This is a genomic window from Pseudoalteromonas sp. S554 (genome assembly GCF_005930865.1).
Taxonomy (GTDB): Bacteria; Pseudomonadota; Gammaproteobacteria; order Enterobacterales; family Alteromonadaceae; genus Pseudoalteromonas; species Pseudoalteromonas marina.
In genome coordinates, this window is the sequence record NZ_PNDV01000006.1 from 1 (window position 1) to 13,946 (window position 13,946).

6 protein-coding genes are annotated in these 13,946 nt (G+C 39.8%); 2 read left to right on the plus strand and 4 right to left on the minus strand.

The annotated features are described in order from the left end of the window. Positions 1-271 precede the first annotated feature (271 nt). A complete protein-coding gene (gene ylqF, locus CWB65_RS03395; protein ID WP_008127168.1) occupies positions 272-1,225 on the plus strand; it encodes a ribosome biogenesis GTPase YlqF in 954 nt (317 codons plus the stop codon). Positions 1,226-1,600: 375 nt separating this feature from the next. On the opposite strand, the gene CWB65_RS03400 is transcribed toward ylqF, so the two are convergent. Beyond that, a complete protein-coding gene (locus tag CWB65_RS03400) occupies positions 1,601-4,579 on the minus strand; it encodes a DUF3857 domain-containing transglutaminase family protein (protein WP_138739882.1) in 2,979 nt (992 codons plus the stop codon). Between the two features lie 503 nt (positions 4,580-5,082). Here CWB65_RS03400 and fusA point away from each other — a divergent pair. Next, positions 5,083-7,167, plus strand: coding sequence for an elongation factor G (gene fusA, locus CWB65_RS03405; protein WP_138739883.1), 2,085 nt, complete (start codon positions 5,083-5,085; stop codon positions 7,165-7,167). Positions 7,168-7,316: 149 nt separating this feature from the next. On the opposite strand, the gene mdoH is transcribed toward fusA, so the two are convergent. From mdoH to CWB65_RS03420, 3 genes are all read right to left on the minus strand, one after another. Continuing rightward, complete coding sequence (gene mdoH, locus CWB65_RS03410) at positions 7,317-9,278, minus strand: glucans biosynthesis glucosyltransferase MdoH (protein ID WP_033024986.1); 1,962 nt, start codon at positions 9,276-9,278, stop codon at positions 7,317-7,319. Beyond that, positions 9,250-10,869, minus strand: coding sequence for an OpgD/OpgG family glucan biosynthesis protein (locus CWB65_RS03415; RefSeq protein ID WP_008127165.1), 1,620 nt, complete (start codon positions 10,867-10,869; stop codon positions 9,250-9,252). Before CWB65_RS03415 ends, mdoH begins: the two co-directional genes overlap by 29 nt. A 253-nt stretch (positions 10,870-11,122) precedes the next feature. Next, positions 11,123-13,849, minus strand: coding sequence for an ExeM/NucH family extracellular endonuclease (locus CWB65_RS03420; RefSeq protein ID WP_008127164.1), 2,727 nt, complete (start codon positions 13,847-13,849; stop codon positions 11,123-11,125). Between the last annotated feature and the right edge of the window lie 97 nt (positions 13,850-13,946).

Below are 13,946 nucleotides of genomic sequence, written 5' to 3' on the forward strand. Positions count from 1 at the left end.
ATATCTAGACAATGTTGTGTTCGATTGGTTTGCATAACTCACTCCTGTTATTAAAAAGAAATGAGCTTAGCGAATATAAAATAAATGTTTAGGTGTGGTTTAGCCGACGGTTACTGATATTTAGTTATTCATATATTTTCATGAGAATCCAAGTACAGTTTTGTAGTAAACTTACTCCCATAAACGGAAAGTACAAAAGCATAGTTTTACTTTTAGTACCCACATTAGTACCCATAGGCTGCGGCCTTTAATTAAAGGTCATATAAATCAAATGAGTAGAGCAGGAATACAGTGGTTCCCTGGGCACATGAATAAAGCCCGAAATGAAATTAAAGAAATAATGCCACAAATGGATGTGATCATTGAAGTGCTTGACGCACGCATTCCTTATAGTAGCGAAAATCCAATGGTGACAACGCTTCGTGAAGGCAAACCGGTCATCAAAATTTTAAATAAGGCTGATTTAGCCGATCCTAAAATGACTCAAGTATGGAGAGACTACTTTGAGCAAGAAAGTGGTGTTAAAGCCATTGCGTTTGGTCATGATAAAGCAGCTGAAGTGCACCGTATTAATGAGCTTTGTAAAAAGTTAGTGCCGCATAAAGTGGGTGCCGATAAGCAAATTAAAGCCATGATCATGGGTATTCCAAACGTGGGTAAATCTACATTAATTAATGTATTAGCTGGTCGTATAGTGGCAAAAACGGGTAATGAACCTGCGGTTACCAAGGCGCAGCAGCGCATTAAGCTTGAAGACGGCATTATGCTATACGATACGCCTGGCATGCTTTGGCCAAAAGTAGAGAACGAGAATTCAGGTTATCGTTTAGGTGCAACGGGTGCAATACGCGACACTGCACTTGAGTACGAAGAAGTTGCTAGTTACACCGCTGAATATCTATTGCATGCTTATCCTGAACTACTAAAAGCGCGCTATAAGTTAAACGAATTGCCAGAAAGCGATTGGGAATTTGTGGAAATGGCGGGTAAAAAGCGTGGTTGTATTCGTGGTGGTAATCAAATAGACACGTATAAAATGTCTGAAATACTCATTAACGAACTTCGAGATGGCATTATTGGTCGCATTACCATGGAAACACCAGCCATGCGTGAAGAAGAAGAAATAATGGTTGCCGGATTACGCGCCGCTGCAGAAGCTAAAAAAGCTGCTAAAGAAGAAGAGAAAAAACAGCGCCGTGCACGCGCACGAAAAAACCGCCGTTAAATTGTGAGCTTATGTGAGTATGTTGCTCACTAAATTTCAGACATAAAAAAAGCCCGTAAGGGCTTTTTTAGTTTCATATCTACCGTCACCGATATGAGCAATGTAGCAAGTAAAATAGTAGGGCGGTTACTTACCATCAACATCAAGGGGCGTTGCGGTTAATAACAAGTAACCATAGCTGTTAACGTGCGCCACACGTTGTTTCAGGGTCGAGAAACAAGTTATTCATTCCGTTACAAAGCTGTATGTTCTGCCTTGTTGATAGTGATTATCAATTAGATCTAAGTATCTGTCAACACTCAAATGCAAATAATTATCATTATCTTGGAGCGCATTTTTTATTCTCTTTTAAATCGGTATGTTAGCGTTAAATAACTACTCTTTTTTATTTTCACTTAAGCGTAAATTTATTTTATCAACTAGCACTTCATCGAGCTTATTAAACCTGCTAACAATAAGTAAAAAATCACTTCCATCTGTTTTTATTACTTTAATAGTGGTGTTATCTAGTTCAGTTTTACCGTATGAGGTTTCTATTTTATCAATGTCATTAAAGTGACTAAGGTCTGACTCAAGCTTTCCAGCATCGTTTTTATAGTAGCTAAAAATATAATTATCAGTTATTCCGTTTCCATCGTCTCGATAGTCAAACATGGCATCACTATAAAAATAGAGAACGTCTTCATTTTCTGGTGTTAGGCGGTTACGTTTTAAAAAGTGAGTTTGATAAGCCCATAACTTTTCGCCTTTTATTATAGCGCTACCAGGTAAAATATTAGCTTCTTGAAGTACACCGAAGAGTAATATTGGCGAAAGCGCCAGAGACATAAAGCACTGTCTGACTCGCCAGTAAGAATTGTAATGCAAAGCTTTTTGGTTGGTGTTTGCGTGCTCTATGTAACTCACTAATGGAAGCCATAGAAAAGGCATAACCAGCAATGCGATAGTGGCGTATTCTTCCATGCGGTAAACCAATGTGGTTGCAAGTACTAATAAAAATAAAACAGCAGCCCCCCAGCTTGGGATTATTTTACTTTTACTTGATTGCAATTCACTGTGTTGCTTCAGTGCTTGATAAAGGGGGTAATACCATAAAATGGCGAAAATACCGCGAGCAATAGGCATTATATTGGCATTGCTGTGCTGATTTATAGCTTTAAAGTTACGGTAGCACCAATAGTTAATATAAATACCTAAGCTTAAAATGCTGTAAATAATAAACTTGCTGACCGATACAGCGTAAAATGGGGTATTTTCAAAAGTAGGTCGCTTTGCCGACTCGAGTCGCCAGTCTGCAATAAAGAAAATGAATAATAAAAGGTAACCGGCAAGTGCGTATTTAAGCCAGTTACCTCCAAGGTTATCGAGTATGTCGGCCGTTGTTTGAGGCGCCTCAGTTGTGTTTGCGTACTTTAAAATTGAGTAGTGCGTGGCTGAAATAAGTTTGTTTCGTTGCGCTAGGTAGTCGCTGATTTTATCAGCGGGAATATGGTCTTTCTTTGCGTAAAAGTGATAGCTTAGCGTTAAAATATTATCATTAAAGCTAACGGATGTTTTTAAATAAAAGTAGTCGTTATCAATCTCGTCTTGGCTATTGTCAAACGCCCAGTTTTTTTCAGTAAAATGAAGTTTTATGCTGGTGTCGATTATATTGGGGTATTCAAAATAAAGTGGGTCTTTGCGATTAGTTTGCTTTGGCTCGTAAACACTGTTTTGTATTTCAGAGGCGTAAAAATCAGCTTCATATCCGTCACTGGTTTTTTCCCAAAATTGGCTAATAAGGTACGACTCGCTAGTGATAAACTGACCTGTTTGTTGGTCCTCACTTACCGCCATGGGTTTATCGATTTTGAGCTCGTCAAAAAAACCTTGGTAGTATTCAAGGTATGATTTTGCAACGCTGTCTAGCCCGTTGCGCGCTAAATTACTTCTGCGATTAATAGCCTGAAACTCGGCATAAGAATATTCGGTAGTAAATAGGACCGGTTCTTTTACTGTTTTAGGAATATAAAATTGATCGTTTACTATTACCGTTTTATGCACAGGAGTTTGTGCCATAGGCGTTAATGTATTTTCGCCATTTTTTATAATAAGCGCATATCCGTAATCGGGCTGCGCTAAATAGGGAAGTGTCCCTCGTTGATAACTAATGGTTGGATCCAGCCAATAGCGTTTGCCTTTGTACTCAAGAGTTACAATTACGTGGTTAAAAACGCTTGCTGTGGCCGGTAGTTCTATTAAGCGCTTAGTTTCTTCTGTATCTACAAGAGCAGGGTATGCTTCTATTTTCATCGCTTCTAATAATGAAATGAGTAGAGTTGTTTTATCTTTACAGTCACCATACCGTAGTGATAGCGTTTCTGAGGCAGGCGTTGGCTGATGAGAATTGGTGCCCATTTCTAAACCTAAATAGCGTATTTCGTCTTGGCTAAAGCGTAATGCTGCGGCAATCCTATCGGATGTATTGGTATGCTGTGCCTGTATAGATTGCGCTATGGCGTTAATACTACTAGGTGTTTCGATTGCTGACTCATAAAGTGGTAATGCCCAATTAACAACTTCGTCCCAACTATTATATTCAGAGAGATAAACTTGCATGTATGGGTTGTACCAGGTGGGTGTTTCAGAGTCTTGCGTGAGTAAAGGGGCTTCGAACTCTGATATAGAGTAGTCCGTACCGTATTGGTTTTCAGTCTGTTTTGTTTCGGCAGTGCCATTTATGGTTTTTATATTAAGAGGTGTTTTTTTACCCCATAAAACACGCATATACTGTTGCACTACGGGCACTGACCACCTTAGTGTGCGCCGAGTACTAAATTTATTGGCATAGATAGGATTACTGCCGGTAACACTGTAGCTATAATCGAGCATATCTCCGCTTCGCATATCGTCAACAATGATATTTAAAGAAAGCCTTCCGTTATAAATTTTATCAGCTAAATCAGGCTCGCTCTGGATAACAGATAACCTTGCAGTTGAAAGCTTATCTATGTGCTTACCATCTCTAATTATGGAGAGTGTGTGCAATGTTAGGGTCTGATAGCTTGGGTCAAAATTGAGGCTTAACTGGCTTATATAGTCAACGCCACTTTGATTAAGTGCTTGCATTACTAGGCGTGTGTATCGTTGTTGTTTTTGACGTTCAGGAACATAAGTCTGGTTGTCGAGTAATAGGTAAAGTGTGCCATCGCGCACTTTTGCCATATCACTTTTTTGGGGCTGTTTTACGTCATGTAGGGTGACCCAATTACCAGGTGCATCTATTTTATATTGCGTAGCATAAGCTGGTGCATTACATAGAAATAAAACACATGTTAGTAGCCAATAAAGAGGGTAAAGAAATGTCCGTTTCATTTTTAATTCTTATTATTTGTTATTAATGCATACCACTTATAGGTTTATATAGTGGCCTATTTTTAATCGATATTATCATACAGATTGAATCGTGAAGAGCTTTAGTAATGCGTTATTTTTAAATACTCGCCTGCTTTAACTGTAATTAAATAAACCTTTCTTCAATGTGTTTATGGGAGAATTTATGACTATTTATTTATACCTTAAAGGGCGCAGCTGCAGTAAAAATTATTAAACATAACAATATGCTCGATATCAATAAGGCCTTTTAAGTTACCGATACAAAATTAAAAAGCATTATTTAAAATGCAGTGTTTATGAAATAAAGCCTAACGTTTTTATTGGTTTATATAATAAACAGCGTGTTGTACCGTTAATATATTCTCTTTGTAAAAAAAATATAGTGAATTGATTGCATTTTAAGCGACTTCTATGGTGATGTTCGCTTTAAGTAATGCTATACTCCCGCCGAATAATTTATCGACTTTATTAAGAGTAAAATAATGGCAGATTTATCGAAGTACAGAAACATTGGTATTTTCGCGCACGTTGATGCGGGTAAAACCACTACTACTGAGCGTATCCTGAAGCTTACAGGTACTATCCACAAAACAGGTGAGGTTCATGATGGTGAATCTACTACCGATTTCATGGATCAAGAAGCTGAGCGCGGTATTACTATCCAGTCTGCGGCAGTAAGCTGTTTCTGGAAAGATCACCGTTTCAACGTTATCGATACTCCTGGACACGTTGACTTCACAGTTGAAGTTTACCGTTCACTTAAAGTATTAGATGGCGGTGTTGGTGTATTCTGTGGTTCTGGTGGTGTTGAGCCACAATCAGAAACTAACTGGCGTTACGCGAACGAATCAGAAGTTGCACGTATTATTTTCGTAAACAAATTAGACCGTATGGGTGCTGATTTTTACCGTGTAACTGAGCAAGTACGTAAAGTACTTGGTGCTGTACCATTAATCATGACTTTACCAATCGGTATTGAAGATGATTTTGTTGGTGTTGTAGACGTTCTTACTAAAAAAGCATACGTTTGGGATGACACTGGTCTTCCTGAAAACTACGAAATCACAGATGTTCCTGCAGACATGGTAGAAAAAACTGAAGAATACCATGAAATGCTTATCGAAACTGCTGTAGAGCAAGACGATGATCTAATGGAAGCGTACATGGAAGGTGAAGTACCTTCTGTTGAAGATATTAAGCGTTGTATCCGTAAAGGTACTCGTGACCTTGCGTTCTTCCCAACGTTCTGTGGCTCTGCATTTAAAAACAAAGGTGTTCAACTAGTACTTGATGCTGTTGTTGATTACTTACCGGCTCCTACAGAAGTTGATCCTCAACCTCTTATGGATGAAGAAGGTAATGAAAACGGCGAGTTTGCAATTGTTTCTGCAGACGAACCTTTCAAAGCGCTTGCATTCAAAATCATGGATGACCGCTTTGGTGCATTAACATTCGTACGTATCTACTCTGGTAAGCTTAACAAGGGTGACACTATCCTTAATGCGTTTACTGGTAAAACAGAACGTGTTGGCCGCATGGTAGAAATGCAAGCTGACGAGCGTAAAGAGCTTACTTCAGCGCAAGCGGGCGATATCATCGCTATCGTTGGTATGAAGAACGTGCAAACTGGTCACACTCTTTGTGATCCTAAGCACCCAGTAACACTTGAACCAATGGTATTCCCAACTCCAGTAATCTCGATTGCTGTACAGCCTAAAGATAAAGGCGGTAATGAGAAAATGGGTGTTGCTATCGGTAAAATGGTTGCAGAAGATCCATCTTTCCAAGTTGAGACTGATGAAGATTCAGGCGAAACTATCCTTAAAGGTATGGGTGAGCTTCACTTAGATATCAAAGTAGATATCCTTAAGCGTACTTACGGTGTAGACCTTATTGTTGGTCAACCACAGGTTGCTTACCGTGAAACTATCACTCGTGAAATCGAAGATAGCTACACGCATAAGAAACAATCTGGTGGTTCTGGTCAGTTCGGTAAAATTGATTACCGCATCAAGCCAGGCGAAGTGGGTTCAGGCTTCACGTTCACATCATCAGTTGTTGGTGGTAACGTACCTAAAGAATTCTGGCCTGCAGTTGAGAAAGGCTTTAAATCAATGATGCAAGAGGGTGTGCTAGCTGGCTTCCCTGTACTTGACGTTGAAGTAGAACTTTTCGACGGTGGCTTCCACGCCGTGGATTCATCTGCAATCGCATTCGAAATCGCTGCTAAAGGCGCTTTCCGTCAATCGATCCCTAAAGCGGGCGCACAACTTCTTGAGCCAATCATGAAAGTTGACGTGTTCACGCCAGAAGATCACGTTGGTGACGTAATCGGTGACCTTAACCGTCGTCGTGGTATGCTAAGCGACCAAGAAGCTGGTTTAACTGGCGTTCGCATTAAAGCTGACGTTCCGTTATCAGAAATGTTTGGTTACATCGGTTCACTACGTACAATGACATCAGGTCGTGGTCAGTTCTCTATGGAGTTCTCACACTACGCACCTTGTCCAGCTAACGTATCTGAAACGGTAATCGCTGCAGAAAAAGAGAAAAAAGCTGCTAAGTAATTAGCCTTTTAAACTCTAAAAAAACCCGCACATGTTGCGGGTTTTTTATTGGTTAAAATTTTTTCTAGCTTCTGTGAAATCTATAGTTAGCATATATTTTAAGCATAAAAAAAGGAGCGCTAAGCGCTCCTTTTTAGTGTGATGCACGGTTAATTAAACTTTCTAATTAACTTTGCTTTGAGGTTTTTGATTTTTAGCTTACGAACACGATGAAAACGTTGTACTGGCATTGTTGTTAATTGCTCTGCTGGTAGTGCTGGCAAAGCTTCAGGGTATTGTCCTTTGCTTGGTACTGATACTGTTTGTAAATGTACTTTAAGTGCAGCGAGTGTTTTGCTGTTATCGACTTCACTAGGGCATATAAATATACCTAGTTTTCTGAGCGCTACACCAAACTTAATACTACTCGAGTAACGAACAATGGGAGCTGCAAGTATCAGCCCTAATAAAATAGGTGATAACCACCAGAAAAATACAGGGGTAAAGTAATAAGCAACCCCGCCCCAAACAACTGCAACTACGGTTGAAAATAGTGTATAGCCAAAGGCTTCTTTCCACGACACCATGCGGCCTTCTCGCGGTTGAGCATCCCACGTTACTTTTTTACCTAAAAATACACATACTACAAAGTAAGCATGAAAAACCATCATCAGCGGTGCCACAATAACGGCAAACAAAGTTTCAATAATTGAACCAGCTATGAGTTTAATTGACCCACCAAAACGCTTATTTCTGTGGACTAGGGTAACAATGACCCCCATTAACTTAGGCATTAATAAAATAATAATGGTTAAATAAAGTAATGAGTCAATTAAATCTGTTTTAGCTATTTGCCATGTAGGAAATAACTGATAAGCACGATTAAAATAGACATCACTGTTTAATGCGCGGGTAACGGCATCAATAGTACTTAATGCGAGCATTGATAGCCAAATAAGCGACGATATATATGCTGTTGCACCCAGTAAAAAATGAAACTTACTCATAAGCTTTAATTTATTTGATGACAATAAACCAAGGTGTTGAATATTGCCTTGTACCCAGCGCCTATCACGAATTGCGTAGTCTAATATATTGCTTGGAACTTCTTCATAGCTACCTTCAATTTCAGATAACAACAATACATCCCAATCTGCTGAGTGAAGTAAAGAAGCTTCAACAAAGTCGTGGCTGAGAATTTCACCACCAAAGGGGGCATTCCCTTTTAACGTAGGTAAGCCACAACATTTAATGAAGGCATCGACCCTTATAATTGCGTTATGTCCCCAGTAGTTAGCTTGATCGGTTTGCCAAAAAGCAGAGCCAGTAGCTAGCATGGGGCTGTAGAGTACCGATGCGAATTGTAAAAAGCGACCAAAAAAAGTATCTTGGCGAACCGGAATAGGGATTGTCTGAATAAGACCTGCTTGTGGGTTATTTAGCATGCTAGTTGTTAGCTCAAGCATACACTTGCCAGTCATTATACTGTCTGCATCGAGTACAATCATATGATCGTATTTACTACCCCAGCGTTCACAAAAATCCGTTAGGTTGCCTACTTTGCGGTGTTTATTGTCTTCACGGCGGCGATAAAAAATATGTTTGGCAGTATCTCCTAAGCGCTCGCACATTGCGTGCCATGCATTGAGTTCATTCTCGGCTATCTGCGGGTCTTGTGTATCGCTTAGTAAGTAAAAATCAAAGTGTTCGAGCTGTCCTGTCTCTTTAAGCGACGCTAGACTTACTTCAAAACCAGCAATTACACGGTGGGTGTCTTCGTTGTAAATAGGCATTACAACCGCTGTTTTTTGCTTAGCAATAGCTTGGGCGTGGATCGCGATTGGTTTTATGCGCTTTAAGGTAAGTGGATCGATACGAAATAGCTGTAATACAAACCCTATTGTGCCACTACAAAATGCCGTCACTATCCATGCAAATGTAATAGAAAATAAGACAAGCAGTGCATACTCAAGCAACGTCATGCCGTTTGAGTTAAGTATGTCGAACATGATTGATATGCCATAGCCTGATATGAATATAGCGGCAATTGCAAAAAGCCATACACGAGCTGTTTTAAATGGCATTGTCGTTCCCTTTTTTTGCTTACTTGATGTCATTTGGATACCAAACATAGCTCCATACCTCACTAATGTCTTTGTCACGTAGTTTTAACGATAAGCGCATATCGACGGGGTTGTCGTCTTGTGGTGCAATTTTAAAAGCAACACGCCAGCCGTACCCTTCAGGCAGCTTTTGAACGGATACATCACTTACTTCACCCGTAGTAAGCTGAATATCTGCATTTAACTTAAGTTGTTCAGAGAGAGCATTTAGAGCAGGGCCTGAAAAATCAACAGTGAATTGACGATGACTTTGTGGTGGCGGGTTATCTTCACCGGGCAATGCCGCGCTGCCGATACGAGTACGAACTACATGTGCTTTTTCATGTTTGTTTAAACTGCTATTAAACGTACTCATTTTGTAGCTAAGTTTTAATGAATCACCTGCTTTGAAGGGGGTTTCTGGTACCCAGTAGCTAACAATGTTGTCGTTTGTTTCGGTATCTGTTGGAATTTCTACTAGCTCAACACGGCCATTGCCCCATTCACCCTGAGGTTCAATCCACAGGCTTGGGCGATCATGGTAATGTGCTTCTATATCAAAATAGTTATTAAAGTCACGGTCGCGCTGCGCAAGCCCAAAACCTTTCGGGTTTTCGTACGCAAATGACGTAACGCTTAGTTGCGATGGATTATTCAGTGGGCGCCATACCCACTTGTCATCCTGTGATTGAGTTAACAAACCATCAGAGTCATGCACCTCGGGACGATAATCATCAAAAAATTTTGTGCTATTTTCACCATGATAAAACATGCTTGTTAGTGGTGCGATGCCTAACTTTTTCACGTCTTTACGGGCAAATATTTGCATGTCTATTTTAACGGTTGTGTTGGTAGTAGGGTCAATATTAAATTTATAAGCGCCAGATACTGATGGGCTATCAAGTAATGCAAACAGTACAATGTTAGTTTGTTCTGCTGTCGGTTTTACTAGCCAAAACTCTTTAAACATAGGGAACTCTTCGCCAGATGCAAGCGCTGTATCAATTGCTAATCCGCGAGCTGAAAGGCCATAAACTTGATTTGGACCTACAACACGAAAATAAGAAGCACCTTGAAACACCATAATCTCATCTTTATAAGTATTAGTATTTAAAGGGTAGTGAAGCCTAAAACCTGCATGGCCAAGCTGTGTATTGGTTGTGCTTTTAGTTAACTCATCTTTTAGCGGTGCAGCCGTTCCATCGTAATTATAAAAGTCAGTATTAAAGGGAAGTCTGCTGTGTTTTGAGTCGCTATCAACAGTATTTATTGTCACCGGTGTTTTGTATAAAAAACCAGGATGAAATAGCTGTAATTCATACAAACCATCATCTTTCCAAACAGCTTGATCTTGCTTAAAACGAATGGAGCGGTAATCCTGATAATTAATGTTATTTAGTGCATCAAGTTCAATATTGTTTGGCGCCTTATAGTCTTCACTGGCTAATTTTTTTGCACGTGCGCTGATAACATCAAATAAACTACTTTGTGAAATAGAGGCTTTGGTGGTACTTGCTAATGCTTGGTTACTAACTGCAAATGTTGAAAGTGCAATAAATAAACCCAAAATCGATTTAGTATGAGACTGCCATCGTGTTGTTAATTTGATAAGTTGCTTCATTTTTTCTTCCTTTATGAAAACGGCTAGGTCACATTTAAAAGTGATTTTTTTACTTAATGGGTAAGCCTAAATTAATCTATGAATTTGATGTTAAGTACTGAAGTTACGAGGTTTGTAAAGTTACATTTAATAAAAAATGAACTACCTAACGCAAAAGATATTAAGGGGGGATAGCTGAAGCTTGTCTGAATTATTTTTACAGAGGAATAAAAAAAGCCGCGAATGCGGCTTTTTATTTTTTACTTTAAGCTAATTATTTCTTTTTAAAGCGACGCACTATAGAAAGTGGTGCTAAAAGAAGAGATAACCAAAGCAATGAGCCAGCATCGTTATCATCATCTGAACGCAAGTTATTTACCTTCACAGCAACTTTTTCAGCTTTTGATACATTACCAACGCTATCTTCAACTTGTACAGTAAACGTAATGCGGTTTTCAAATTCATAATCAATTTCACCAGCAACAATTAGCTGACCTTGATCATTAATTGACACACTATCGTTTTCAGACACGATAAATTTAACAACAGGTGAATCTTCAGGGTTAGGATCTGAGTAATCAAGCATGCCAATAACAGTACCTACAGCGCTGTTTTCATCAATAGAGAATACTTGATCTGGGGCAACCACAGGAGTCTGTTCTTCTGGTGTAAGCACAACTTCAGATTTGATATCAACAATCACAGGGTCATGATCAGACGCGCGGTATGCACTTTCTGAGTAAAGAGTAGACTGATGCCCTTCGCTCTTAAACTCTACATTGTAATCAAGTACGATAGGCTCATCGGCATTAATGTGCCAATCTTTAGCAGCCACTACTTTACTAAGTAAAGACTCAGTCGCCACTGCATGGTCAAGGCTACCAGCGCGGCCTGAGAAGCTGTAAGAGTAAGCTAATGTATTACCATCAAGCTCAGCAACAACATTTTTGTAGCCTTTTTCGTCAAATTTGCGAATTGGATCTTCCATCGCGTAGGCGTTCATATCACCCACTAAGATAATATCTTCGTCGTCTACACCTGTTGGTTTGCTGTCTAACCAATCAGCAAATGCGCTTGCACCTTCTGTACGGATTTCATTCCAACATGCTTGACCATCGTTTTGATCTTCATTAGCGCCACTTGCACTACCACAACCGCCTTTTGATTTTAAGTGCGCTACAGCAACAGTAAATACTTCTTGCGACTCTAACGATTTAAAGCTTTGTGCGATAGGTGTACGGTTGCTGAAATCAAATGGTGCTGCGGTAGTAATAGCAGCAGACCCTACTTCTTCAACTTTGTTTGCGCGGTAAATAAGTGCTGTTGTAATTGCGTCAGTACCTACTTGGTTAACATTAAAGTCTACAAAAGCATATTCGTTAGCACTGTCAGCATCATTTAGTGCGTTTACTAAACTTGCAATTGCACTAAACTCACCAAAGCCATCGTTTTCAATTTCCATTAAACCAACAACGTCAGCTTGCATTGCGCTAATTGCACTTACTAACTTAGCTTCTTGGCGAACCAACTCTTCAAGTGAGTCAGCACCGCGGCTGGTTGGGAAACCAGCGCCTTGGCCGTCACCGTTGAAGTAGTTTAGAGCGTTAAAGCTTGCAACACGTAAGTCTGCTTCAGGATTTAGTTCCGGTGCGTCTTCACGTGGATTAGTTGCAATAAACTGCGGTGCAACTGTTGGGTGAATACGGTATGTGCTAAAGCTATACGCTAATGCGCCTGTTACGCTGTTCACACTATCGCCTGTACGTAATGTGTTTTCTGCTGATAAACCTGGGGTCGGGTAAGCAGTAGGATCTGAGTTTTGAACAGTTGAACCGTCATCAACTAAGATTTTTTTAGTTAAGTTTTCTACTTCAACTGCGTTAGCTGCATCGCCAGGCATAGCAACTTGTGTGCCTTGGTATAAACGTTCTGTTGCAAGCTCAACTTCACCGTAACGGCCTAAACCAAAGTTATTTGTTACAACTAACTCTTGGTCTAAAGTAACCAGCATTCCTTCAAAGGCTTCTAAATCATCTTGGCTTGCTAAAGGTAAAGAAATTTTAGTGGCACTTACTGATTGACCCGTTGCACATACCGCAACTTGAACAACATCAGATATTTGCGTTGAATCGAAGTATTCATCAACTGTACCTTGAACACGTACGTGATCGCCAACGTTTACATCTGTATCTGCAAAGTAAACAAATACACCTTCAGAAGTTAGTGGGTTTGTATCTTCATCAGCGGCAAGAGAGGTTACAAAGAAACCTTTAAGTTCATCATCGCCTTGGAAGTCGGCAGTAACAATACCTTCTAGTTCTACTAGTGTGTCAACGAGTGGGCTTTCGTTTCCTTCGCCTTGAATAGCACTAATTAGCGTTTTGTCTGCAGCACATACAATTGGGTCAATTGGATCTGGTTCAGGTTCTGTTCCGCCACCATTACCCGCGTGAGAACCGAGACCGTCAAAGGTATCAATATCAAACTGTTCCCACTCTTCACTTGGTAAAAACTCAGCAGTTGAATCGGTGCGACCTGACGTTATGCTTAGCTTACGGCGTAACGTTTTGTTTTGTGTTTGTGCCGTAGCATCGGACCAAAATGACCCAGGATCAACCCCCACTTGGCCAAAGCTATCAACAATCACGCCGTCTTTAGTTAAAACAAGGGCATCATCACCGTTGTAGTAAGTCACAGTGCTAGTTGTATCTGCAATGTCCAGTATGTCGGCTGTTGCACCCGGATTTGAAATTATGTAGGTAGTATTAGCGGCTAATGTACCTGTTAAATCAATCGAGTTACCAACTGAACTGCTACCATTTGAATAAAGTCCTAAAACATAGCCTTCAAGAGAAATCTCGGTATCAGCATTATTATAAAGTTCAATGGCTTTATTATTACTGCTACCTTCAATATATTCAGAAATGATTAGATCAGCGGACGCTGGTGCACTTATGCTTGCAATAACAAGCGCCAGTGGCGTTATTTTTGTTTTTAACATTTTTTATTATTCCCGTGTATTTAAATCCCAAAATGGGACACCAGTTTAGAGAATCTAAATGACAAAAATAATACAATTATGTTAATGAATGTAAACG